Source organism: Streptomyces sp. 796.1, assembly GCF_047525675.1.
GTDB lineage: Bacteria > Actinomycetota > Actinomycetes > Streptomycetales > Streptomycetaceae > Streptomyces.
The window spans coordinates 1-24473 of record NZ_JBLIWA010000035.1 but is presented as its reverse complement, the minus strand read 5'-3'; the positions used below and the strand labels follow the sequence as shown (position 1 = coordinate 24473).

21 protein-coding genes and 1 pseudogene are annotated in these 24473 nt (G+C 72.9%); 6 read left to right on the top strand and 16 right to left on the bottom strand.

Annotation, left to right across the window (positions count from 1 at the left end; genetic code table 11):
• Positions 1-40 precede the first annotated feature (40 nt).
• The gene (locus ACMA1D_RS22620) at positions 41-757 is read right to left on the bottom strand and encodes an ABC transporter ATP-binding protein (RefSeq protein WP_414725836.1); all 717 of its coding nucleotides are present in this window, start codon (positions 755-757) and stop codon (positions 41-43) included.
• Between the two features lie 253 nt (positions 758-1010).
• Positions 1011-2003 carry a 2-hydroxyacid dehydrogenase gene (locus ACMA1D_RS22615; protein WP_414725835.1) on the bottom strand — a complete coding sequence of 331 codons (993 nt, stop codon included), beginning with the start codon at positions 2001-2003 and terminating at the stop codon, positions 1011-1013.
• A gap of 402 nt (positions 2004-2405) precedes the next feature.
• On the opposite strand from ACMA1D_RS22615, the gene ACMA1D_RS22610 reads away from it, so the two are divergent.
• Entirely contained in the window at positions 2406-3428 is a 1023-nt protein-coding gene (locus tag ACMA1D_RS22610) for an Acg family FMN-binding oxidoreductase (RefSeq protein ID WP_414725834.1), read from the top strand.
• A 144-nt stretch (positions 3429-3572) separates the two neighbouring features.
• Here the strand turns inward: ACMA1D_RS22610 and kdpC are convergent, their stop codons facing one another.
• The 7 genes from kdpC to ACMA1D_RS22575 all read right to left on the bottom strand — a co-directional run bounded on the left by kdpC (position 3573) and on the right by ACMA1D_RS22575 (position 10387).
• Positions 3573-4235: a potassium-transporting ATPase subunit KdpC gene (gene kdpC / locus ACMA1D_RS22605; protein ID WP_414725833.1), complete on the bottom strand. Its 663-nt coding sequence runs from the start codon at positions 4233-4235 to the stop codon at positions 3573-3575.
• Positions 4236-4240: 5 nt separating this feature from the next.
• The gene (kdpB, locus tag ACMA1D_RS22600) at positions 4241-6367 is read right to left on the bottom strand and encodes a potassium-transporting ATPase subunit KdpB (RefSeq protein ID WP_414725874.1); all 2127 of its coding nucleotides are present in this window, start codon (positions 6365-6367) and stop codon (positions 4241-4243) included.
• Between the two features lie 38 nt (positions 6368-6405).
• A complete protein-coding gene (gene kdpA / locus ACMA1D_RS22595) occupies positions 6406-8091 on the bottom strand; it encodes a potassium-transporting ATPase subunit KdpA (protein ID WP_414725832.1) in 1686 nt (561 codons plus the stop codon).
• A 7-nt stretch (positions 8092-8098) separates the two neighbouring features.
• Positions 8099-8188: a K(+)-transporting ATPase subunit F gene (gene kdpF / locus ACMA1D_RS22590; RefSeq protein ID WP_037802756.1), complete on the bottom strand. Its 90-nt coding sequence runs from the start codon at positions 8186-8188 to the stop codon at positions 8099-8101.
• Between the two features lie 330 nt (positions 8189-8518).
• Entirely contained in the window at positions 8519-9289 is a 771-nt protein-coding gene (locus ACMA1D_RS22585) for a DUF3710 domain-containing protein (RefSeq protein WP_349994971.1), read from the bottom strand.
• A 1-nt stretch (position 9290) separates the two neighbouring features.
• On the bottom strand, positions 9291-9806 hold the full coding sequence (gene dut, locus ACMA1D_RS22580; protein WP_414725831.1) for a dUTP diphosphatase: 516 nt from the start codon (positions 9804-9806) through the stop codon (positions 9291-9293).
• Positions 9803-10387: a PaaI family thioesterase gene (locus ACMA1D_RS22575; protein ID WP_414725830.1), complete on the bottom strand. Its 585-nt coding sequence runs from the start codon at positions 10385-10387 to the stop codon at positions 9803-9805. Before ACMA1D_RS22575 ends, dut begins: the two co-directional genes overlap by 4 nt.
• A 59-nt stretch (positions 10388-10446) precedes the next feature.
• On the opposite strand from ACMA1D_RS22575, the gene ACMA1D_RS22570 reads away from it, so the two are divergent.
• The gene (locus ACMA1D_RS22570; RefSeq protein ID WP_414725829.1) at positions 10447-10893 is read left to right on the top strand and encodes a DUF3093 domain-containing protein; all 447 of its coding nucleotides are present in this window, start codon (positions 10447-10449) and stop codon (positions 10891-10893) included.
• Between the two features lie 560 nt (positions 10894-11453).
• On the opposite strand, the pseudogene ACMA1D_RS22565 reads toward ACMA1D_RS22570, so the two are convergent.
• The 4 genes and pseudogenes from ACMA1D_RS22565 to ACMA1D_RS22550 form a co-directional block, all read right to left on the bottom strand.
• Positions 11454-12191, bottom strand: a pseudogene (locus tag ACMA1D_RS22565) (hypothetical protein); the annotation flags it as partial.
• A 16-nt stretch (positions 12192-12207) separates the two neighbouring features.
• Positions 12208-12507, bottom strand: coding sequence for a DUF4193 domain-containing protein (locus tag ACMA1D_RS22560; protein ID WP_176164529.1), 300 nt, complete (start codon positions 12505-12507; stop codon positions 12208-12210).
• 445 nt (positions 12508-12952) lie between these two features.
• Complete coding sequence (locus ACMA1D_RS22555) at positions 12953-14200, bottom strand: sensor histidine kinase (protein ID WP_414725828.1); 1248 nt, start codon at positions 14198-14200, stop codon at positions 12953-12955.
• Positions 14201-14206: 6 nt separating this feature from the next.
• Positions 14207-14860: a response regulator transcription factor gene (locus ACMA1D_RS22550; protein WP_349994965.1), complete on the bottom strand. Its 654-nt coding sequence runs from the start codon at positions 14858-14860 to the stop codon at positions 14207-14209.
• Positions 14861-15317: 457 nt separating this feature from the next.
• On the opposite strand from ACMA1D_RS22550, the gene ACMA1D_RS22545 reads away from it, so the two are divergent.
• Positions 15318-15491: a hypothetical protein gene (locus ACMA1D_RS22545; RefSeq protein ID WP_349994964.1), complete on the top strand. Its 174-nt coding sequence runs from the start codon at positions 15318-15320 to the stop codon at positions 15489-15491.
• Between the two features lie 302 nt (positions 15492-15793).
• On the opposite strand, the gene ACMA1D_RS22540 is transcribed toward ACMA1D_RS22545, so the two are convergent.
• Both ACMA1D_RS22540 and ACMA1D_RS22535 read right to left on the bottom strand, forming a co-directional pair.
• Positions 15794-16606, bottom strand: a complete 813-nt coding sequence (locus tag ACMA1D_RS22540) for an inositol monophosphatase family protein (protein WP_414725827.1) — start codon at positions 16604-16606, stop codon at positions 15794-15796.
• 111 nt (positions 16607-16717) lie between these two features.
• Positions 16718-17923, bottom strand: coding sequence for a ferrochelatase (locus tag ACMA1D_RS22535; protein WP_414725826.1), 1206 nt, complete (start codon positions 17921-17923; stop codon positions 16718-16720).
• A 111-nt stretch (positions 17924-18034) separates the two neighbouring features.
• Between ACMA1D_RS22535 and ACMA1D_RS22530 the strand changes: the two genes are divergently transcribed.
• Together ACMA1D_RS22530 and ACMA1D_RS22525 are read left to right on the top strand one after the other, a co-directional pair.
• Positions 18035-19333, top strand: a complete 1299-nt coding sequence (locus ACMA1D_RS22530; protein WP_414725825.1) for an MFS transporter — start codon at positions 18035-18037, stop codon at positions 19331-19333.
• Positions 19263-20612, top strand: coding sequence for a D-arabinono-1,4-lactone oxidase (locus ACMA1D_RS22525; protein ID WP_414725873.1), 1350 nt, complete (start codon positions 19263-19265; stop codon positions 20610-20612). Before ACMA1D_RS22530 ends, ACMA1D_RS22525 begins: the two co-directional genes overlap by 71 nt.
• Before the next feature lie 86 nt (positions 20613-20698).
• On the opposite strand, the gene ACMA1D_RS22520 is transcribed toward ACMA1D_RS22525, so the two are convergent.
• Positions 20699-21367: a hypothetical protein gene (locus ACMA1D_RS22520; protein WP_414725824.1), complete on the bottom strand. Its 669-nt coding sequence runs from the start codon at positions 21365-21367 to the stop codon at positions 20699-20701.
• Positions 21368-22812: 1445 nt separating this feature from the next.
• Here ACMA1D_RS22520 and sepH point away from each other — a divergent pair.
• Entirely contained in the window at positions 22813-23904 is a 1092-nt protein-coding gene (gene sepH, locus ACMA1D_RS22515) for a septation protein SepH (protein WP_414725823.1), read from the top strand.
• The last annotated feature ends 569 nt before the right edge of the window (positions 23905-24473 follow it).

The window sequence follows — 24473 nt, the reverse complement described above, 5'->3', positions numbered from 1 at the left end:
TGCCCCGCGCGGGCCCCGCCGCGAACGGCGCTCGGGTCGCTCAGGCCGCGGCCTGTTCGCTGTCCTCGATGATGTGGCCGTCGCGCAGTTCCAGGACCCGGTCGGCGAGGCCGAGCAGGTTGGGGTCGTGGGTGGCGACCAGGGCGGTGACGCCCTCGCTGCGCACCACCGCGCGCAGCAGTTCCATCACCGCGAAGCCGGTCTCCGCGTCCAACTGGCCGGTCGGCTCGTCGGCGATCAGCAGCGCCGGGCGGTTGGCGAGCGCGCGGGCGATGGCCACCCGCTGCTGCTGCCCGCCGGAGAGCTCGCCCGGCCGCTGCTCCGCGTGGTCGGCGAGGCCCACCAGGGACAGCAGCAGCGCCACCCGCTCCTCGCGCTCGGCCGCCGGCGCCTTGCGCAGCCGCATCGGCACGCCGACGTTCTCGGCGGCGCTGAGGATCGGGATCAGCCCGAAGGACTGGAAGACGAAGCCGATCCGGTCCCGCCGCAACTGGAGCAGTCCGCTCTCGCCGAGCCCGACGACCTCGGTGCCGTCCACGGTGATCTGGCCGTCGTCCGGCGTGTCCAGGCCGCCGATCAGGTTGAGCAGCGTGGTCTTGCCGGAGCCGGAGCGGCCCTTGAGGGCCACGAGTTCGCCGCGCGGCACGTCGAAGGAGATGCCGCGCAGCGCGTGCACGGCGGACGGCCCGCTGCCGTAGGTCCGCCGCAGGTCCCTGACCTGCACCATGTCCGTCCGCTGTAGCGTCTGCTCGCTCATCGCCTGCCGCTCCCCTCCCGGCCCGGGCCGTCCCCGAACCGATCACACCGACGGCTACGGTACGCGTCCACGGGCCACAGTCCAGCCCTGTGCGCTGCGGAAATGTCTGGATGTGGGTGACCGTGCGTAGCCGTGCCGGTACGTCGGCGGGTGGGGGGTGGCGTGCGGCATCGCTGCGGGTGGGTGGGGGTGTGCCGGGCGGCGGCGCTGGAGGCGGCTTGGGCAACTTGGGCGGCTGGGGGCGCCGCTCGCGTCACGCCGCCACCAGGACGTTCTCGCTCGCCCGCCCGGCCAGGTAGTCGGCCACGTTGCGCGCGGTGGCCTCGATGATCTGGCCGACCGCGTCCCGGGTGAAGTACCCCTGGTGGGAGGTGACCAGGACGTTGCGGAAGGACATCAGCCGGGCCAGCACGTCGTCGGACATCGCCTCCAGGGAGTGGTCGACGTAGAAGACGCCGGCCTCCTCCTCGTAGACGTCGAGACCCACTCCGTCGAGTCTGCCCCGCTTGAGGGTGGCCACCAGGGCCGCGGTGTCGATGAGCCCGCCGCGGCCGGTGTTGATCAGGACGGCGCGGTCCTTCATCCGGGCCAGCGCCGCGGCGTCCACCAGGTGGTGGGTCTCGGGCACCAGCGGGACGTGCAGGCTGATCAGGTCGGACTCGGCGAACAGTCGCTCCTCGTCCACGTAGGTCATGCCGAGGGCGCGGCACCGCGGGTTCTCGACCGCGTCCCAGCCGAGCAGCCGCATCCCGAAGCCGTGCGCGATGGTCGCGAACGCCTCACCGATCTGGCCGGTGCCCACCACGCCCGCGGTGCGGCCGTGGAAGTCCCAGCCCATCAGCCCGGTGAGCCGGAAGTCGAACTCCCGGGTGCGGCCGACCGCGCGCACCGTCCTGCGGTTGACGGCCAGCGCCAGCGCCCAGGCGAACTCGGCCACCGCGTGCGGCGAGTAGTGCGCGACCCGGGCCACCGTCAGCCCCAGTTCCCTGGCCCGGCCTAGGTCGATGTTGTTGTAGCCGGTCGACCGCTGGGTGATCAGCCGGGTGCCGCCGGCGGCCAGCGTGCTGAGCACGGCCGCGTCCAGGACGTCGTTCACACTGCTGCTGACGATCTCGTACCCCTCGGCGACCGCCACCGTCTCCGGGCTCAGGAACGCTTCGAGGCAGCGCACCCGGTGCTCTCCGCGCAACGCCTCCACCAGCAACGGCCGCTCGTCAGCGAGGACCCCGAAGGCCACGATGTCCATCTCTGTCCCCTTCGCCGCGTACGACCGGGCCGCGTCCGGGGGACCTCGTCCGGCCGGATCACCTCCGCCCGGACCTCGTACGGGCAACCGTCGCGGAGCGCCCCGCCGCCGGCCTGGCAGCGGTACGGGCACGGGCCGACGCCGCCGAACCGGCCGAGGCCGACCCAGCCGAGCAGGGACCGTACGGGCCCCAGGCCCGGCCCCTACGGCCGTTCCCAGCCTGGCACAGCGCAGCGCAGGCGGCACGGCGCAGCGCAGGCAGTACGACGCGGGTGGCGCAGGCGGCGCAGCGAGGAGCGCGGCGTCTGCCGGGCCTGCCTATGGTGGAGGGGAGCGCGCTGCGCGGCGTCCGGCGCCGAGGCGCGCGGGCCACCGGTTCCCCCGCACGGGAGGGGCAGCGCCATGGCAGCGCAGCCACAGGAGCAGCCGCAGGAGTTGTCCGCGCAAGGGGTCGCCGACGTGGTCGCGGACGCCACGACGGCACCCTCCCTGCACAACGCGCAACCCTGGCGCTTCGTCTACCGCACCGCGGAGCGGGCCTTTCGGGTGAGCCGCGACCCGGAGCGGGCCATGCCGCACGTCGACCCCGACGGCCGCGCCCAGCACCTGGGGTGCGGGGCCGCGCTGTTCACCCTGCGGGTGGCGCTCGCACACGCCGGCTGGGCCACGGCGACCACGCTGCTGCCCGACCCGGCGCAACCGCTGGCGCTCGCCGACGTACGCCTGACCGGGCCGCCGCCCGCCGCCGACGCGCTGGCCGCGCTCTACCCGGCCATCCGCCGCCGGCACACCAGCCGCGACCCGTTCACCGCCGACGTGGTGCCGCCCGAGGTGCGGTCGGGCCTGGTCGAGGCCGCCGCGGCGGAGGGCGCCCGGCTGACCTTCCCTGACGCCTGGCACGTGGACGCCCTGCTGGAGTTGGTGCACGATGCGGAGGACCGCACCGCCGGGTACGCGGCGGACCCGCAGGCCCAGCAGGCCGAGCAGGAAACCGCCCGCTGGACCCGGGTCGCGGGCGAGCGGGCCGCGGCCGAGGGCGTCCCGCCCTCCGCGTACGGCCCGCGCAAGCACGACGGCCGGGCCCCGGTGCGCGACTTCGCCGCCCACCGGGAGGTACCGGGCCGGGGCAGCGCCACCTTCGAGGCGGCGCCCCAACTCGCTCTGCTCGGCACGGCCTCGGACAGCCCCGCCGACTGGCTGCGGGCCGGCCAGGCGCTCGGCCGGGTCCTGCTGCGGGCCACCGCCGACGGCCTGGCCACCTCGCTGACCTCGCACCCGTTGGAGTGGCCCGACCTGCGCTGGGCCGCCCGTGACCCGCTGTCGGACCTGGGCACGGTGCACATGGTGCTGCGCCTGGGGTACGGGCCACCGGGTCGGGCCACGCCCCGCCGCCCGGTGGCCGAAGTGCTCACCGTCGCACCGTGAGCGGGGGGCCGCGGCCACCCCGTGCGCGAAGCGCCGCGGCTCGGTCCGTGAGCGACGTACCACAAGCCCACCCCCGTGCGCGAAGCACCGCGGCTCGGTCCGCGAGCGAAGTGCCGCGGCCCTTCCGCGAACAGGGACAGCGGCTCAGTCGCCCCGCTCCCCCGCGGCCAGGTCGCGCACCGCCACGTTCAGCTCCAACACGTTGACGTGCGGCTCGCCAAGGAACCCGGCGATGCGGCCGTCGGTGTGCCGGTCGACCAGCTTCTGCACGGCCGCGCGGGACAGCCCGTTCTCCCTGGCCACCCGGGCCACCTGGATGTCCGCGTAGTCGGGCGAGATGTGCGGGTCGATGCCGGAGCCCGAGGCGGTGAGCGCGTCCACCGGGACCTCGCTCTGCGGCACGCCGTTGAACGCGGCGACGGCGTTCCGGCGGGCGATGACCGTCTCCTTGAGCACCTTGCTGTCCGCCGCGAGGTTGGACGCGCCCGAGACCACGATCGAGTACCGGGTGTTGTAGACGTTCGCGCCCGCGGCCGACGGCCGCGGCTGGAACCACTTCGGGTCCGGCAGCGGATTGCCGTCCTTGTCCTTGGCGTCCTTCAGGTCGAAGTGCTGCCCGATCAGCCGGGAGCCGACGACCTGCCCGTCGTCCTTCACCTCGGAACCGTTGGCCTTGTCGTGGAAGAGGGCCTGCGCGATGCCGGTGACCACCAGCGGATAGATCACCCCGCACACCAGGGTCAGCACCAGCAGGGCGCGCAGCCCGGCGGTCGCCACTCGGGCGATGCCGCGTACGGATTGGTTCATGGAAGTCACCCGATGCCAGGGATGAGGGAGAGGAGCAGGTCGATGATCTTGATGCCGAGGAACGGGGCGACGAGGCCGCCGAGCCCGTACACGCCGAGGTTGCGGCGGAGCATCCGGTCCGCGCTCATCGGCCGGTAGCGCACGCCGCGCAGGGCGAGCGGCACCAGGGCGATGATGACCAGCGCGTTGAAGATGACCGCGGAGAGGATCGCGGACTCCGGTGAGCCGAGCCGCATGATGTTGAGCGTGTCCAGGCCCTCGTAGCCCGCGACGCCGGCGAACATCGCCGGGATGATCGCGAAGTACTTGGCGACGTCGTTGGCGATGGAGAAGGTGGTCAACGCACCGCGGGTGATCAGCAGTTGCTTGCCGATCTCCACGATCTCGATGAGCTTGGTGGGGTCGGAGTCCAGGTCCACCATGTTCCCGGCCTCCTTGGCGGCCGAGGTGCCGGTGTTCATGGCCACGCCCACGTCGGCCTGGGCCAGCGCCGGGGCGTCGTTGGTGCCGTCGCCGGTCATCGCGACCAGCTTGCCGCCCGCCTGCTCCCGCTTGATCAGCGCCATCTTGTCCTCGGGCGTGGCCTCGGCGAGGAAGTCGTCCACGCCGGCCTCGTCCGCGATGGCCTTCGCCGTCAGCGGGTTGTCGCCGGTGATCATGACGGTCTTGATGCCCATCCGGCGCAGCTCGTCGAACCGTTCCCGCATGCCCTCCTTGACGACGTCCTTGAGGTGGATGACGCCGAGCACCCGCGGCCCGTCGGTGTCCTCGACGGCGACCAGCAGCGGGGTGCCGCCCGCGGCCGAGATGCCGTCCACCTTCTCGCTGGCGTCGCCGGTGACCGTGCCGCCGCGCTCGCCGACCCAGGCGGTGACGGCCGCGGCGGCGCCCTTGCGGACCATGTGCACCGCGCCGTCCTCGCCGGTCAGGTCCACGCCCGACATCCGGGTCTGCGCCGTGAAGGGGACGAAGACGGCGTGGCCAAGCTCCCCCTCGTGCCGGGCCCGCAGCCCGTACCGCTCCTTGGCCAGCACCACGATCGAGCGGCCCTCGGGCGTCTCGTCGGCCAGCGAGGAGAGCTGTGCCGCGTCCGCGAGCTCGGCCTCGCTCACCCCTGCCACCGGGACGAACTCCGCCGCCTGCCGGTTGCCCAGGGTGATGGTGCCGGTCTTGTCGAGCAGCAGCGTGGACACGTCGCCCGCGGCCTCCACCGCCCGCCCCGACATGGCCAGCACGTTGCGCTGCACCAGCCGGTCCATGCCGGCGATGCCGATCGCCGAGAGCAGCGCCCCGATGGTGGTCGGGATGAGGCAGACCAGTAGCGCGGTCAGCACGACCATGTCCTGCTTGGCCCCCGCGTACGCGGCGAACGGTTGCAGGGTGACGACGGCCAGCAGGAAGACGATGGTGAGCGAGGCGAGCAGGATGTTCAGCGCGATCTCGTTCGGCGTCTTCTGCCGGGCCGCGCCCTCCACCAGGTTGATCATCCGGTCGATGAAGGTCTCACCGGGCTTGGTGGTGATCTTGATGACGATGCGGTCGGAGAGGACCTTCGTACCGCCGGTGACGGCCGAGCGGTCGCCGCCCGACTCGCGGATGACCGGGGCGGACTCGCCGGTGATGGCGGACTCGTCGACCGACGCCACGCCCTCGACGACGTCCCCGTCGCCGGGGATGATCTCGCCGGCCTCGCAGACCACCCGGTCCCCGATGCGCAGGTCGGTGCCCGGCACCCGCTCCTCGCCGCCGCCGGCCACCAGCCGGCGTGCGACGGTGTCGGTCTTGGCCTTGCGCAACGTGTCGGCCTGCGCCTTGCCGCGCCCCTCGGCGACCGCCTCGGCCAGGTTGGCGAAGAGCACGGTCAGCCACAGCCAGCCGGCGATGGCCCAGCCGAACCAGTCGCCCGGGTCGACGACCGCCAGCACGGTGGTGACCACCGAGCCGATCTCGACCACGCACATGACGGGCGCCTTGACCTGCACCCGCGGGTCGAGCTTGCGGACCGCGTCGGGCAGCGAGCGCAGCAGTTGCGCGGGGTCGAACAGCCCGCTGCCGACCCGACCTGCGCCGGCCGCCGCCGGCTGCTGCGCGGGCCCGCCGTCCGGCGGGCGGGTGGCGGTTGAGGTGGACATGGGGTCCTCGGGTATCTCGGTGGTGGTTCCTACGCGGGTCATGCCAGCCCCTCCGCCATCGGTCCCAGGGCCAGTGCCGGGAAGAAGGTGAGCCCAGTGATGATCAAGATCGCCCCGACCAGGAGTCCGGCGAAGAGCGGCTGCTCGGTACGGAGCGTGCCCGCCGTCTTGGGTACGGGCTGCTGCTCGGCCAGCGAGCCGGCCAGCGCCAGCACGAAGACCATCGGCAGGAAGCGGCCGAGCAGCATGGCCAGGCCGATCGTGGTGTTGTACCACTGGGTGTTGGCGTTCAGGCCGGCGAAGGCCGAGCCGTTGTTGTTGGCGCCCGAGGTGAAGGCGTACAGCACCTCGGAGAAGCCGTGCGCCCCGCTGCCGTGCACGGAGCCGTCGGCGCCGTTGAGGATCGAGTCCGGTGGCGTGGACAGGCCCATGGACAGCGCGGTGAAGCCGAGGACGAGGGTCGGGGTGATCAGGATGTAGCAGGCGGCGAACTTGATCTCGCGGGTGCCGATCTTCTTGCCCAGGTACTCCGGGGTCCGGCCGACCATCAGGCCCGCGATGAACACCGCGATCACGGCCATCACCAACATGCCGTACAGGCCCGATCCCACGCCGCCGGGCGCGATCTCGCCGAGCATCATGCCGAGCAGGTCAAGGCCGCCGCCGAAGGCGGTGTTGGAGGAGTGGAAGGAGTTGACGGCGCCGGTCGAGGTGAGGGTGGTGCTCACCGAGAAGAGCGCGGAGCCGCCGATGCCGAACCTGGTCTCCTTGCCCTCCATGGCCCCGCCGGCCTCCTGGAGCGCGGCGCCGCCGTGGTGGAACTCGGTCCACATCATCAGGGCGACGAAGCCGAGCCAGATCAGGCCCATCGTGCCGAGGATCGCGTACCCCTGCCGCACGCTGCCGACCAGCACGCCGAAGGTGCGGGTCAGCGAGAACGGGATGACCAGGATCAGGAAGATCTCGAACAGGTTGGACAGGCCGTTGGGGTTCTCGAAGGGGTGCGCGGAGTTGGCGTTGAAGTAGCCGCCGCCGTTGGTGCCGAGCTCCTTGATCACCTCCTGCGAGGCCACCGCGCCGCCGTTCATCTGCTGCGAGCCGCCGTCGAACAGGCCGACCTCGTGGATGCCGGCGAAGTTCTGGATGGCCCCGCAGGCCACCAGCACCACGGCGCCGATGACCGCCATCGGGATGAGGATGCGGATCAGACCGCGTACCAGGTCGGCCCAGAAGTTGCCGAGTTCGCCGGTACGGGACCTGGCGAAGCCCCGTACCAGCGCGATGGCCACGGCCATGCCGACGGCCGCCGACACGAAGTTCTGCACCGCGAGCCCACCGGTCTGCACCAGGTGCCCCATGGACTGCTCGCCCGAGTAGGACTGCCAGTTGGTGTTGGCCACGAAGGAGGCGGCGGTGTTGAACGACTGGTGCGGGGAGATGGAGGTGAAGCCGAGGGAGAGCGGCAGCCCGGCCTGGACGCGCTGGAGCAGGTAGAGGAAGAGGACGCCGGCCAGCGAGAAGGCGAGCACGGAGCGCAGGTAGGCGGGCCAGCGCATGGCGGCCGACGGGTTGGCGCCGATGCAGCGGTAGATCCACCGCTCCACCCGCAGGTGTCTGCTGGATCCGTAGACGGCGGCCATGTAGTCACCCAGCGGCCGGTACACCAGGGCCAGCGCCCCGACCAGGGCGAGGACCTGGAGTATCCCTGCGAGGACAGGACTCATGACGAGCTCAGAACCTCTCCGGGAAGACGAGGGCGAGGACCAGGTAGCCCAGCAGGGCGACGGCCACGACCAGTCCGACGACGTTCTCGGCGGTCATAGCTTCGTCACCCCCTTGGCGACGAGTGCCACCACGGCGAAGACCGCGATCGTGGCGACGACGAAGGCCAGGTCGGCCATCGTGAGCTCCTAGAGGGTTCGGAAGCTGTTCGGACCTCTTGAGGAAACCCCGCTCCGCGCGCTCTGAGCGCTCCGTTGACGGCTCCTATACGGCCATGTACGCCCTATTGACGGCTTTCCTACGCCGACGGCTGCGACCTGCACAAAAGCGGTGGGTCCCACTCCGGAGAACGGAGTGGGACCCACCGCTAAGGGTCAGTTTCCGGCCATGACCTGGGCCGAAGGAGCGCTCAGGGGGCGCCTGCCGGGGTCAGCGCACCTCGGTGATCTCGGGGCCGCGCTGCAACTGGTCGACGCCACCGGCGAACCGCGAACCGGCGGCCTCTTCCTGCTGGACCCCGTCCGGGACCATCTGCGCGTCCTCGGGCAGCTTCAGGACGATCGGGTCGCGCGGGGCCATCGGCGACTCGCCGCGGACCACGACGGTGTCCCGGACGATCTGCTCCAGCAGCCCGGCCGCCTCCGGCTGGACCGCGCCCTGCCCGGAGATCACGCCGCGCAGGAACCAGCGCGGGCCGTCCACGCCGACGAAGCGCACCAGTTGCACGCCGTTGGTGCCGTCCGGCAGTTGCACGGGGACCTGCGCCCGCAGCTCCCAGCCGAGCGGGCCCTCGACCTCGTCGACCACACCGCCCTGCTGGGTGATGCCGCCGCCGATCTCCTCGCGCACCTCGCGCCAGATGCCCTCGTTCTTGGGGGCGGCGAAGCCCTGCAACTGCACCGCGCTGTCCCGCAGTACGACGGTGGCGGCGACGATCGAGTCACCGGCGACCTCGACCCGCAGCTCCATGCCCTCGACCCCGGGCACGAACAGGCCACCGAGGTCGACGCGGCCCTCACCGGGCTTGCTGACCTCGGAGATGTCCCACGGCCCGTCCGGGCGCGGCGCGGGCGGCAGGCTTACCTGCTCCACCTCGTCCGCCGGCTCATCAGCCGTGTCCTCGGCCGACTCCTCGGCGGCCACGCCCTTGTCGACCTGGTCGACGGCGTCCTCACTGCGCTTGCGTCGACGTCCGAACACGTCACTGTCCTTCCCGGTCGGCACCGACCGAAGCGTATCCATTCCCACCCGATGAGCCGCCCGTCGCGGCGTGGCCCCCCGTGGACCCGAAGCCCCCTTCGGCACGCGCCGATCCGGGAAGCTCCGCCACCTCGTGGAAGCGCACCTTCTCCACCTGCTGAACGATGAGCTGGGCGATCCGGTCGAAGCGCTCGAACCGCACGCTCTCGCGCGGGTCCAGATTGACCACGATCACCTTGATCTCCCCACGGTACCCGGCATCCACCGTGCCGGGGGCATTCACCAGCGCCACTCCCAGCCGGGCCGCCAGACCCGAGCGGGGGTGCACGAACGCCGCGTACCCGTCGGGCAGTGCGATGGACACCCCGGTCGGCAGCACCGCGCGCTCGCCCGGGGCGAGTTCGGCGGCCTCGGTGGTGACCAGGTCGGCCCCGGCGTCCCCGGGGTGACCGTAGGCGGGCAGCGGAACCGACGGGTCCACCCGCCGGATCAGGACGTCTACGGGCTCACGGCTCACGGATTCACCTCAAAGGCGCGCGCGACCTTGATCTGGTCCGGGTCGGAGAGCGCCGCGTTGATCTCTTCCGGCCGGCCGTTCGCGATGAAGTGGTCCACCTTGACCTCGATGAAGAGCGCGTCAGCGCGGACGGCGACCGGCCCGTCGGGCCCGCCGATCCGACCGGTCGCGGTGGAGTAGATCTTGCGCCCGTGCACCGCCACCACCCGGGCGTCGATGTACAGCTCGGTGTCGACCGGGACCGGACGCAGGAAGTCGGTCTCCAGCCGGCCGGTCACCGCGATCACCCGCAGCAGCCAGCCGAGCGCGCCCAGCGCCTCGTCCAGCGCGGTGGTCAGCACCCCGCCGTGCGCGAGCCCGGGGGCGCCCTGGTGGGCGGCCCTGACCGTGAACCGCGCGGTGACGCTCACGTCATCGCCGGCCCGCGTCGCCAGGTGCAGCCCGTGCGGCTGGGTCTCGCCGCAGCCGAAGCACTGGTCGTAATGGGCGCCGAGCAGCTCCCCGGGCGCGGGCGCGTCGGGGTGCCGCACCGGTGGCCCGGCCTCCGCCGGCGGCGTCAGCGATGTCGTTCGTGCACTCACGGGTGCAGACCTTACCCGCGCTGGTGGGCGGCGTACTCCGCCGTGCCAAGCTGGAAACCATGCAGCCTTACGAAGAACGCCTGACCGCACCCCGAATCTGGTGGCTCTCGGCCGCCCTGACCGGTGTCGCGGGGGCGTTGATCCTGCTGCCGTTGGGGACGTTGGCCATGCTCGGGGGGCTGATCGGCGCGGGCGCGCTGGCCAGCATCGCGGTCAGCGCCTACGGCTCGGTGCGCATCCGGGTGGTGGCCGGTTCGCTGGTCGCCGGCGACGCGAAGATCCCGGTCACCGCGCTCGGCGAGGCGCAGGTGCTGGACGCCGCGGAGGCCGTCGCCTGGCGCGGCCCCAAGGCCGACCCGCGGGCCTTCATGCTGCTGCGCAGCTACATCCCGACGGCGCTGCGCATCGAGGTCATCGACCCGGCCGACCCGACGCCCTATCTCTACCTCTCCACCCGCCACCCGCAGCGTCTCGCCGCGGCGATCGCGGCGGTCCGCACGGGCTGAGGGACCCCGCACCCCGGCCCGGGCCGCGCCCGCGCGCGGGTCGCCCTTGCCCGTCTGGACTGGGCTGATCTGGTCCGGTCTGATCTGGTCCGGCCTGGTCTGGTCCGGTCTGGGCGTCGCCCCGCGGGTCGGCCGGACGCGGCGGCAGCACGGATGCGGGCCGGTGGGGCCGTACGGACCGGTGAGCGGGCGGTACGGGCCCGCCGGGCCGGGGCGGGGGTTACGGGCCGCTGGCCGGGGCTTGAACTGCGGCAGCGGGCCGGGGGCCGCGGGGGCCAGGAGTCGCCGGGAGGCGGTGCAGGAGCGGGGGCGTGCCGGCCCCTTGCCGCCGATCAGTCGCGGGGGCGACGACGCAGGCCACGGCGCCGGCGGCGGCGCGCAGGGGCCGCCGGGTCTTCCCCGGCGGTGTCATCACGAGCGAGGTCGCCGCGCGCGGCCTCTTCGAGGGCTGCCTCCGGGGCAGCGGCTTCGAGGGCGCCTTCTCCGTACGCCGCGGCGGCGGGCGCATCCAGCGCCGACCTGGCCTCGTACGGCACGAACGCGGTGGTGGGCGGTGCGGACAGCTCGTCCTCGCCCTGCTCGGGGGGCGGGAGCTGGTCCCAGGGGATCTGGCGGGTCCGCAGGTCGGCCCGGACCTTCTCGGCGAGCCGCTTGGTCTCGCGGCGGTTCAGCAGCGCCCCGACGGCCGCGCCGATCATGAACGGCGCCAGGTTGGGCAGGTTGCGCAAGGTGCGCTTGACGATCCGCTGCCGCAGCTCGCGCTTGAGCGGCCCGCTGAGCGCGACGTTGAAGCTGGCGGGCTTGACGACGTCGATGCCCCGCTCCTGCGTCCAGGCCATGAGGTAGGCGGCGGAGCGCTGGCGCAGCGGGCCCGGCGCCCGCAGGCCGTACACCTCGTGCAGCTCGGCGATGAGCTTGAACTCTATGGACGCGACGCCGACGATCTCGGCGGCCAGTTCCGCCGGCATGGCCGGCGGGACGGGCATCATCGCGGCGGCGCCCACTCCCGCGCCCACCGTCGCGGTGCCGCCCACGGCTCCCGCGACGAGCTTGTCCGCGATCTCTTCCGGGCCGAGTCCGGGGAACTGGGCCCGCAGCGTCGCGAGGTCCCGGACCGGAACGCGGGGCGCGCCCGCGATGATCCGGTCGGCCACGACGGCGAGGGCCGCACGCAGCCCACGACCGGTGTGCCTGACGCCGTTGCCGGCGGCCTTGCGCCCGCGGTGGACGGCGTCCGCGAGCGAGGCCGCCCGGCCCCGCTCGACGTTCGCGTCACCCCGCTGGGAAACGTCCCGCACCGCAGGGAGCCGTGAATCAGGCCGCGCAGTCGCGGCAGATCGGCTGGCCGTTCTTCTCGGCGGCCAGTTGGCTCCGGTGGTGCACGAGGAAGCAGCTCATGCAGGTGAACTCATCCGCCTGGCGGGGCAGGACCCGCACCGACAGCTCCTCGTTCGACAGGTCGGCGCCGGGCAGCTCAAGGCCCTCCGCCTGCTCGAACTCGTCCACATCGACGGTGGACGCGGACTTGTCGTTCCGCCGGGCCTTCAGCTCCTCAATGCTGTCCTCGTTGACGTCGTCGTCGGTCTTACGTGGGGTGTCGTAATCCGTTGCCATGTCGCTCTCCCCCTCTGGGTATCTGCGGTGTCTCCAGCGCACGTAACGCGTGAGAGGCCGGACTTGTGCCCGACCTGAGGCGGAGATTTTGCCTCACATCAAGGTCTGTTACTCAATCGACACCCAACCGGCCCCCTGAAAGAGGTGATCCGGTGGGATGGCGGTGGGACGGTACACGATGGGCGCGGGGCAGTTCACACGCACCCCCACCGGTACTTCCCGTGATCGCGACCCCCGAAAACCCGGATTTTCCCGGCTTTCCGCCGCTCTCGGCAGCTACGGAGAGTAGATGGCCGAAAATTCGCCCATGTGATCGAAAACACATGTGGATGAGTCTTATAGAGTCAGGATAATTCCGCTAAAAGCGAACAAATGCCGGCTCTTTCTTGCATCGTCCACCCAAGGTCCCCGACGCGTCCAGCGAGCCGGTCCGCGCCCGCCCCGCTCAGACGGGGAAGGAGACCCGGATCACCAGCCCGCCGCCCTCGCGCGGCAGCGCCGAGATCCGTCCGCCGTGCGCCCTGACCACCGACCGCACGATCGACAGACCGAGCCCGACGCCCTTGTCGCTGCCGGTCCGCTCGGTCCGCAGCCGCCGGAACGGCTCGAAGATGTTGTCCACCTCGTACGCGGGAACCACCGGGCCGGTATTCGAGACCACCAGCACCGCCGCCGAGCGGTCCAGCGCGGTGTTCACCTCCACCCAGCCGTCGGGCGCGTTGTAGCGCACCGCGTTCTGCACCAGGTTGAGCGCCACCCGCTCCAGGAGCACCCCGTTGCCCTGCACGATCGCCGGCTGCTGGCTGCCGCGCAGCTCCACACCCTTGGCCTGGGCCTCCGTACGCGCCTGGTCGACGGCCTGGGTGGCCACCTCGGCGAGGTCCACCGGTTTGCGGTCCACGATCTCGTTGTCGCTGCGGGCGAGCAGCAGCAGCCCCTCCACCAGTTGCTCACTGCGCTCGTTGGTGGCCAGCAGCGTCTTGCCGAGCTGGGTCAGCTCGGGTGAGGCGTCCGGGTCGGAGAGCTGCACTTCGAGCAGCGTGCGGTTGATGGCGAGCGGGGTGCGCAGCTCGTGCGAGGCGTTGGCGACGAACCGCTGCTGCGCGGTGAACGCCCGGTCAAGCCGCTCCAGCATCTCGTCGAAGGTGTCCGAAAGCTCCTTGAGCTCGTCGTCCGGGCCGCCCAGCTCGATGCGCCGGGACAGGTCGGAGCCGGCCACCTGGCGGGCGGTACGGGTGATCCGGCCCAACGGCGACAGGACGCGCCCCGCCATCGCGTACCCGAAGGCGAAGGCGACCACCGTCAGGCCCAGCAGGGCCAGCAGCGACCTGCGCAGCAGCCCGTCGAGCGCCATCTCGCGCTGGCTCTGCATGCAGGCGGCGACGGCCCGGTTGAACTGCGTGCTGTTGCCCCGGTCCGGCAGGTTGCAGATGTCGCTGGTGGCCCGGTAGTCGGCGTTGATGATCTGGAACGGGAGCTCATTGCCCTTGTGCAGGGCGTCGGCCGCCAGTAGATAGATGATCGACAGCAGCAGGATTCCGGCCATCAGGAACATGCCGCCGTACAGCAGCGTGAGCCGTATGCGAATGGTCGGACGCAGCCACGGAAGCGGCCGGCCGAGCTCGGACGGGGACCAGTGCGGCTTGGGTGGCGCGGGGGGCTGCGGTGGCGTAGGGGGTGGAATGGCGGCCATGTCCGGTCAGATCCGGTATCCGGAACCGGGGACGGTCACGATCACGGCGGGCTCGCCCAACTTGCGGCGCAGCGTCATCACGGTGACCCGCACCACGTTGGTGAACGGGTCGGTGTTCTCGTCCCACGCCTTCTCAAGCAGTTGCTCCGCGGAGACGACGGCGCCCTCGCTGCGCAGCAGCACCTCAAGGACGGCGAACTCCTTCGGCGCGAGCTGGATCTCCTGGCCCTCGCGGAAGACCTCGCGCCGGTTGGGGTCCAGCTTGATCCCGGCGCGCTCCAGGACCGGCGGCAGGGCCACGGTCGTACGGCGTCCGAGCGCCCGCACCCGGGCGATGAGTTCGCTGAACGCGAACGGCTTGGGCAGGTAGTCGTCCGCGCCGATCTCCAACCCCTCCACCCGGTCGCTGACGTCGCCGGAAGCGGTGAGCATCAGGACGCGGGTGGGCAGCCCGAGGTCGACCAGCTTGCGGCACACCTCGTCGCCGTGCACCAGCGGCAGGTCGCGGTCGAGCACCACCACGTCGTAGTCGTTCACGGCGATCCGCTCCAGGGCCGCCGCGCCGTCGTAGACGACGTCGACGGCCATGGCCTCCCGCCGTAGCCCGGTGGCCACCGCGTCCGCGAGAAGCTGCTCGTCCTCGACGACGAGTACACGCACGGTGTTGTCCTTTCAGTACGCCCCGTGGGGCGGTCGGCCCGCTGGGCCCCTCCTCGATGTGCCCGGCGTTCGCCGCGCGCTCGCCCGGCGTTCGCCCCGTGCTCGCCCCGCGGTCAGCCAACGCCGCGCGGCACGCCGGGCCGGAGCCCGATGAGCGTCTCCATCCTGCCTCTAAGCCCGATAAACCGGCGGTAAGGGGCTGCTCAGCGCGGTGTGTACGGGCCCGTAAAGGGCCGGGAGCGGGCCTTGAGGAATCTTCGGAAGGGGAGGTTTCTGGGTGCGGAGGGCGGGGGAAGACGACTGCACACCCCGCGATCACGCCTTGGCCGAAGCACGCGGCGCCCAGTCGCCTCGTCGCATTCGGTGATCAGACGCGTGATCGTCCTCCCGCCACCGCGGGGCAACTCCCAGGGCACACCCCGTGCCACCGAGCCGACCCACGACGAGGGGGCGCACCATGGACGCGTTCACCGCAGGACTTCTGCAGCGCATAGAGGCCACCGAAACGGACCTGACGCGCGCCCGCGAGTCGGGCGACGACTTCCTGGTCGAAGTGGAGCAGGCGGAACTGGACGACCTCCGCCGCCTGGCCGCCGAACACGGCGTCCAGGTCAGCGCCGCCAGCGCCTGACCCGGGGCGGGCGCTCCGGTAGCGACCCGGTACTGGAAGGTGCCGGGCCACCGGGCCGCGTACTCCGTCGTACGCCCCAGCTCGCCCCCGCACTTCCGAACCTCCCGATGCCCCGGACGCCCTCGCTGGCGGGCCGGGGCATCGTCGCGCCCGGAGCACGCGCGGCCTACCCGGGCCGGGCCACCCGCGCGTTCGTCGCCTTGCGCCTTGCGCCCTTGTACGTGTGCCCTTGTGCGTTTTGCGCTCTTGTCGGCGCTGCGCGTCCCGGCGGGCCCAGCCGCTCCCCGGCCCGGCTCCCGGCCTCAGTCGTGCCAGGCCCCCAGCGCCTCCAGGCGGCTCTGGAGGTCCGGGAAGAGGCCGGGGGTGGCGGCGACGGCGAGGTCCGTGGAGAGGGGGTCGCCGGGGCGTCCGCCGGTGGACGCCCCGGCCTCGCGGGCGATCAGGTCACCTGCCGCGTAGTCCCAGGGGTTGAGGCCGCGCTCGTAGTAGCCGTCGAGCCGCCCGCAGGCCACGTCGCACAGGTCGATGGCGGCCGACCCGCCCCGGCGGATGTCGCGCACCTGCGGCAGCAGCACCTTGACCACCTCGGCCTGGGCCACCTTGCGCTCGGTGAGGTAGCTGAAGCCGGTGCCGACCAGCGACTGCTCGAAGGGGGGCGCCGGGCGCACCCGTATCGGCCGGTCCCCGAGGTGGGCGCCGGCGCCGGCCACCGCGCGGAAGGTCTCGCCGCGCATCGGCACCTCCACCACGCCGACGACGGTCTCCCCGTGCAGTTCGGCCGCGATGCTGACGGACCAGGACGGGAGGCCGTAGAGGTAGTTCACCGTGCCGTCGATGGGGTCGATCACCCAGCGCACCCCGCTCGTGCCGGGACTGCTCGCACCCTCCTCGCCGAGCAGCCCGTCCGCCGGCCGGCGCGCGCCGATGAACTCGGTGATCAGTCGCTCGGCCGCGATGTCCATCTCGGTCACCACGTCGATGGGGCTGGTCTTGGTGGCGGCGACGCCCAGGTCGGCCGGGCGGCCGTCGCGCAGCAGGGCGCCCGCCCGCTGGGCCGCCTCCAGGGCGACGGTCAGGAGTTCGGCCTTGAGCTCGCCGGTCGGCTGGTCGTTCACGGTGCTCCTCGCACTGGCTGACAACGGTCTTCCTCGATGGTGACCCGTCGGACCTGGCCCGGCGGGCCGGGGGCCCGCACGGACGCCGCCCGGCCGGCTCGGCGGGCCCGGCTACCCCTGCCCGGCCCCCTCCGGTCCCGTCCAGTCGGCGCCCGCGGCGGCGGGGCGCGGGGCACGCGCCGGGCAGCAGCCGACCGGGCAGACGTCGTGGCTGGGGCCGAGGGCGCCGAGCGCGCACCGCTCGGGCGGCGCCGCGCCGGGCGCCGGGTCCACCGCGAACCGCTCGGTGGCGGCCCGCTCCACGACCAGTTCCCGCACCGCGGCGGCGAACCTCGGGTCGGCGCCGACGGTGGCCGCCCTGGACACCGGCAGGCCCAGCTCGGCCGCCTTGGCCCGGGCCTCGGTGTCCAGGTCGTACACCACCTCCATGTGGTCCGAGACGAAGCCGATGGGGACCATCACGGCGGCGGGGACGCCGGCGCCGTGCAGCTCCTCCAGGTGGTCGCAGATGTCCGGTTCGAGCCAGGGGATGTGCGGGGCGCCGCTGCGCGACTGGTAGACCAGCCGCCACGGGTACTCCACGCCCGTCCGCTCGCGCACCGTGTCCACGATCACCCGGGCCACGTCCCGGTGCTGGGCCACGTACGCGCCGCCCTGGGCGCCCTCGGTGTGCGCCGGCGGCGGGCCCGAGGTGTCGGCCGCGGCCGTGGGGATGGAGTGCGTGGTGAAGGCCAGGTGGGCGCCGGCCCTGGCGTCCGCGGGCAGCTCGGCCAGGGCCGTCAGCGTCGCGTCCACCATCGGCTCGATGAACCCCGGGTGGTTGAAGTAGTGCCTGAGCTTGTCAATCCGCAGCTCCGGCAGGCCCTCGGCGGCGAGCGTGGCCAGCGCGTCGGCGAGGTTCTCGCGGTACTGCCGGCAGCCGGAGTACGAGGCGTACGCGCTGGTGGCCAGCGTCAGGACGCGGCGGTGGCCGTCACGGGCCAGCTCGCGCAGGGTGTCGGTGAGGTAGGGGGCCCAGTTGCGGTTGCCCCAGTAGATCGGCAGGTCGAGGTCGTGCTGGGCGAAGTCCTCGCGCAGCGCCGCCAGCAGGGCGCGGTTCTGCTCGTTGATCGGGCTGACGCCGCCGAACAGGAAGTAGTGCTGGCCGACCTCTTTGAGCCGTTCTCGGGGGATGCCCCGGCCACGCGTCACGTTCTCCAGAAAGGGAACCACGTCGTCCGGGCCCTCGGGGCCACCGAAGGACAGCAGCAGCAGGGCGTCGTACGGCGCGGTGGCGGCGGGCGGAACGGGGGGTGCAGAGGGGGGCTCGGCTGACATGTGTCGATCCTGCCACCCGCCGCTGACAGCCGGGAAATACCCCTGCGACGCGCCGCGCCGAGCCGTAAGCTGTATCGGCCCAAGACATCCCTTACCGGCGGAGCGCTCCCCGTGCCCAACCCCTATCGCGAGATCTTCGCCGCACCCGGCACCGCGGGCTTCTCCGCCGCGGGGTTCCTCGGTCGTATGCCGCTCGCGATGCTGGGCATCGGCGTGGTGACGATGATCTCCGAGATCACCGGGAGGTACGGGCTGGCCGGGGCGCTCGCCGCCACCCTGGCGCTGTCCGGCGCGGCGCTCGGGCCCCAGGTGTCACGGCTGGTGGACCGGCACGGCCAGCGGCGGGTGCTGCGGCCCGCGGTGCTCGTCTCGCTGACCGCCATCGCCGGCCTGCTGGTGAGCGCGGAGCGCGGCTGGCCGGACTGGGTGCTGTTCCTGTGCGCCGCCGGCGGTGGCTGCGTGCCCCCGCTCGGCTCCATGATCAGGTCGCGCTGGGCCAACATCTACCGCGAGGAGCCGCGGCGACTGCACACCGCGTACTCCTTCGAGTCGGTCGTGGACGAACTCTGCTTCATCCTCGGCCCGATCATCTCTATCAGTCTGTCCACCGTCTGGTTTCCCGAGGCCGGGCCGCTGATCGCCGCGTGCTTCCTGGCCAGCGGCGTGTTCTGGCTCACCGCGCAGCGGGCCACCGAGCCGGTGCCGCAGCCGCGCGAGGCCGGGCACGGCAAGGGGTCGGCGATCCGCTCCCCCGCGCTGCGCATCCTGGTGGGCACCGGCGTGTTCATGGGCACGATCTTCAGCTCGGTGGACGTCGTCACGGTCGCCTTCGCCGAGGAGCAGGGCCACAAGTCGGCGGCGAGCCTGGTCCTGGCGACGTATGCGGCGGGGTCCTGTGTGGCCGGCGCCGTGTTCGGGCTGCTGCACGTCACGGGCCCGCCCGCGCGACGCTGGCTGTGGGGCGTGTGCGCGATGGCCGCGACCACCCTCCCGCTGCCGCTGGTCGGGAACCTCGGTCTGATGGCCGCAGCCCTGTTCGTCTCGGGCCTTGCCATCGCACCGACCGGCGTGACCATCATGTCCCTCATCCAGCAGCACGTACCGCGCGCCAAGTTGACCGAGGGAATGACCTGGGCCAGCACCGGAATCGCGACGGGCATCGCACTCGGCGCACTCGCCTCGGGATGGGTGGTCGACGCCGCGGGGGCCGAGACGGCGTACGCGGTGCCGGGGATCTCGGGGACGGCTGCGATGGTTCTCGCGTTCTTGGGTTATCGCCGGGTGATACCGGCAGAGCCGACGGGGTCCACGCCGTTGGCACAGGGAGGAACTGATGCGGATGGCCAAGGTGGCGACGCGTGGCGGGACGGCCACGGGGAAGACGGCCGGCAGTCGCAGCCCGTGGCGTAACTGGGCGGGCAACGTCACGGCCACGCCGGACCGGGTCTGCGCGCCGGCGAGCACGGTCGAGGTCGTCGAGGCCGTACGGGCCGCGGTCGACGCCGGGCTGACCGTCAAGGCGGTCGGCACGGGGCACTCGTTCACCCCGACCGCCGCCACGGACGGGCTGCTCGTCCGCCCGGAGCGGCTGGCCGGCGTGCACGCCCTGGACCCGGTGGCCCGCACCGTCACGGTCGGTGCCGGCACCTCGCTGCGGCAGTTGAACGCGACGCTGGCCGCGCACGGCATGTCGCTGAGCAACATGGGCGACATCATGGAGCAGACGGCCGCCGGGGCGATCAGCACCGGCACCCACGGCACCGGCAGGTCCTGCGCCTCGCTCTCCGCCCAGCTCACCGCGGTCGAGCTGGTGACGGCCGACGGTTCGGTGCTGCGCTGCTCGGCCACCGAGCACCCGGAGGTCTTCGCCGCGGCCCGGGTCGGCCTCGGCGCGCTCGGCGTCGTCACCGCCCTCACCTTCGCCATCGAGCCGCAGTTCCTGCTGACGGCCCGCGAAGAACCGATGCCGTTCGACCGGATCACCGAGGAGTTCGAGCAGTGGGTGGCCGAGAACGAACACTTTGAGTTCTTCTGGTTCCCGCACACCGGCAACTGCCTGACCAAGCGGAACAACCGCAGCCCAGGACCGCTGGACCCGCCGGGCCGGGTCAGCGGCTGGGTGGAGGACGAACTCCTCTCCAACGGCCTCTTCCAGGCGGCGTGCAGCATCGGCCGCGCCGTCCCGGCCACCATCCCCGGCATCGCCCAGGTCTCCAGCCGCGTCCTGTCCTCGCGCACCTACACCGACATCCCGTACAAGGTGTTCACCAGCCCACGCCGGGTGCGGTTCGTGGAGTGCGAGTACGCGCTGCCGCGGGCCACGGCCATGGCGGCGCTACGGGAGCTGCGGGCGATGATCGAGCGCTCCGGGCTGCGGGTGAGCTTTCCCGTCGAGGTGCGCACCGCGCCCGCCGACGACATCCCGCTGTCCACCGCGTCCGGCCGCGACACGGCGTACCTGGCGGTGCACATGTACCGCGGCACGCCGTACGAGGCGTACTTCGCCGCGGTGGAGCGCATCATGACGGCGCACGGCGGACGCCCGCACTGGGGGAAGCTGCACGGCCGGGACGCGGCGTACCTGGCGGGTGTCTATCCGCGGTTCGGCGAGTTCACCGCGGTCCGCGACCGGCTCGACCCGCACCGCACCTTCGGCAACGCGTATCTGCGCCGGGTGCTCGGCGACTGACCGCCGCGCGCCGCGGTGGTACGACGCGCCGGACGCGAGCCGTGAGCGGCGGTGGGCCCACCGGGCCGGCGGGCCCACCGCCGCGGTCAGCCCTCGCGCGCGGGCGCGCGCGGTGCCGAGGGCTGACCGCCGGCCGGAGTGCCGCCGCCCGGGTCGCCCAGGGAGCCGCTCGGGCCGGTTCCGGTGGTCGCACCGGCGTCGAGGTCCGGGGCGTCGGTACCTGGCCGCTGCGGTGTGGTGGGCCGGTCCGCGTCGGGCGACTCGGGCCCCGTCGACGGTGGCTGCGGCTTCCGGTCGGTCGGCGCGGGGCTGGGCGGCGTGCCCTGCGGGTTGCTGGACTCCGCCTCCCGGCCACCCGGGCGAGTGGACTCCGGCGCTGCATCCCGCGAGCCCTGCGGGCCACCGGTGGCGTCGCGGCGCGGGCCGCCGTCCCGCTCCGCTGGCCGTTCCCGCTCGGGCGTACGACCTGGCCGTCCGTGCGGACCCGCGTCGCGGGAGACGCTGTTGCCGAACGTGGTCCCGCCCCGGTCGCCGCCCCACACATTGGACACCGGGCCGCCACTGGCCCATTCGATGCCGGTGATCACGGCCATGGCCAGCACGAACACGCCGAGCGCGGCGAACGCGAGCCGCTTGCCGCCGCGCAGACGAGTGCCGTGCGTGGTGGCGTCGGTGAACACGCCGAGCCGCCGGGCCCCACGCCCGGGACCCGTCCCCGCTCCGGGCTCCGCTCCGGCACCGTGCGTCTCGTCCATCCGGTGCGTCGTGTGCACGCCCGACCACCCGTACGCCGTGCGTGCGGTGTCCGCTGCATGTGCGGTGGTACGTGCCGGGTCTGCCGTACGTACGTCAGACGGGCCGTGCGCGGCGTGGCCCGCGGGCGGGGTCGGTGGTGTTGGCGCCGTGCGGCGCAGCAGGTGGGTCACCTCGTCCACCCGGGGCAGCGCCCGGACGTGCTCGACGTCCGCGCCGTGCGTCCCCTTATTCCCGCGGCCCCCACGGCTCCCGCTGCTGCCGTGGCTACCGTCGCGCCTGTGGTTTCCGTGGCTTCCGTCGTTCCCGACGGTCTGTCGGGGCAGCGGGCGCGTACGGTCCGCATCCTCCGTCGGCTCCGTCGCGGCGACGGTTGCGGGCTCGGCCGCTGCCGCGGCGGCAGTTCCCGGCGCCGGCACGACACCTGACGCGCCGTCCGTCACACGCCGCAGGGGTCGGGTGCCGCCCGGTTCGACCGATGGCAGCGCTCTGGTCCGCGCCTCGGACGACGCCCGGGCCCGCGCGGCCGTGCGGCCGGGTGCGGGCCGGTCGAGTGCCCAGGTCACGGCCGGCCCGACGGTTTGACGGGCCGTCCGGCCGGAGGCATCCGGTGTTCGCCGCGTCGACGGCGGGCGCCGTGACGCCGCTGGGGCGGGTACGCCGGCGGCGGAAGCGGGCGGCGCGGCGGGGGCGCGTGCCCTGCCACGGGCGCGCCGCGGCCGGCCGGTGCCTGGTCGGTGCTGGACGGTGGCCTCGCGCAGTTGCTCCCCGGCCCCGCGGAAGAGGTGCTGGAAGACCGAGCCGCCCGTGGTGGCCACGACGCTGACCACGCCGGCGCCGATGATGGTCCCGTACACGCCGAGTCTGGAGGCGAGCACGGCGGCGGCCACCGCCGCGAGGGCACTTCCGGCTACCTGAGCGACACTCAGTTCGAGTCGCTCCTTCTGCTCTTTTGCCTCACTTTCAGATGTGTCGCGCATCTCCCGCCTCTGCTCACAGTTCGATCCGCCTTGCCTAGAGAAGTGACATTTGGGCGAAGCAGGTAGTTCCACTTCCGTCGATTCTGTGAAACTCGCCACCTGAGCGCCCGATCAGGTGGGTTTTGCGGCCCTTCAACTCCCTTGGCCTACGACAACTTCGATGGCGCGGCGGTCCTCTCACATGGCCCAAATGGAGTACTGTTGCGAATCCTGGCCTCGTGATCCCGTCCGGCCGCCCGGACCGAGCGGGAGAAGCCAGTGGCGCCAACTCGACCGGTGGCGCTGCGACATGGCATGGCGCGTAGTGCGCAGAGTGATTTATCGTCACTTTGCGTCGTAAACACGTCACCGTGCCATAACGGCGGATCAGAGCCTAGGCTCGACACGCCAGGCAACTCGGCAATGTTGTGGCAGGCTGCACCCCGGGCAGGCCACACTCATCTAGCGGGAGAACGGCAGCGACGCACGTGACGTCGGCAGGCACCACCCGGGAGGTCCCCATGCCCGAACTGCGTGTCGTGGCCGTCAGCAACGACGGCACACGGCTGGTGCTCAAGGCTGCGGACAGCACGGAGTACACGCTCCCGATCGACGAGCGGCTGCGTGCCGCTGTGCGCAACGACCGCGCCCGACTCGGCCAGATCGAGATCGAGGTCGAGAGCCATCTGCGGCCCCGTGACATCCAGGCCCGGATAAGAGCAGGCGCATCGGCCGAAGAGGTCGCCCAGCTCGCGGGCATCCCCGTGGAGCGGGTGCGCCGGTTCGAGGGCCCGGTGCTCGCGGAGCGCGCGTTCATGGCCGAGCGCGCCCGCAAGACCCCCGTGCGCCGCCCCGGCGAGAACACCGGCCCCCAGCTCGGCGAGGCCGTCGCCGAGCGGCTGCTGCTGCGCGGGGCCGACAAGGACGCCACCCAGTGGGACTCCTGGCGGCGCGACGACGGCACCTGGGAGGTGCTGCTCGTCTACCGCGTCGCGGGCGAGACCCACACCGCGAGCTGGACCTACGACCCGCCCCGCCGGCTGGTGCAGGCGGTGGACGAGGAGGCCAGGTCGCTGATCGGGGAGGCGGACGACACCCCGGAGCCGAGCTTCCCGTTCGTACCGCGCATCGCCCGGCTGCCGCGCGACCGGCCGCTGGACCGTACGCCGGTGCGGGCTGCACCCGGCGAGCGCGGCCCCGGCGCCGACGACGTGGAAGCGGTCTCCGCGGCGCTGGAGCTGGAGGAGGCACCGCCCGAGCGGGACTCGCTGACCAGCCTGCTGGAGGCGGTGCCCAGCTTCCGGGGCGACATGATCGTGCCCGATCCGGTGCAGCCGCCCCGGCCGCCGGACGAGGCAGCCGAAGAGGTGGAGGCGGTGGAGCCGCCGGCGCCGGCAGCGAGCGCCGGTTCGGCGTACGCGGACGTGCTGATGCCCCGTTCGGTGGCGGGCCACCGCGACCGGTTGACCGGGACGACGGACCGGCAGGCCGAGGCGGACGGCGTCCGCCCCGGGCGCCGGGCAGCGGTGCCGAGCTGGGACGAGATCGTCTTCGGCACCCGCCGCAAGAAGCAGGAATAGCGACAGCGAGCGCGCGGCAGGGCGGAGGTTCGACCATGACCACCGCGCGCCGCTGTGCCGCACCGTACGTCGATGCGCCCCCTGCGGGCGACACCGCGCCTCACCGGCCCCGTGCCCGTGGGGCGCTTCGGCGTTTTCAGAGCCGGGCGGTGGGCTTCGCGGGTGCGGCTCCGGCGCGGGTTGCCGCTGTGCGTGCATTCTCTGTGCGTACGTTCTCTGCGTGTACGGCCCTTGCGCGGGTGGCCGCTGCGGACGCGGTTCGTTGGGGGTACGGGCTGCGGGCGGCCGGTGGCCCGGGGCGACGGGTCCGCGCGGCCGGCGATGCTCGCGGCTCGACGACTGATACCCGCGCCCCGACTGGTGCCCGCAGCTCGGCCCGGACCGAGTGGTCCGTGGGACGGCGGCGGGCGGCGGAACGGTGGCGGGCGGCGGCGAGCCGACGGCCGGGCCGGCAGGCACCCGGCGCCGACCGATGGCGGACCGTCCGCCGGGGGCCCGTCCGCCCGGGGCCCGTCCGCCCGGGGTCGGTACGGGCCGGTGGGCGGCGGGGGCCGGGCGGGGCGCGGCGG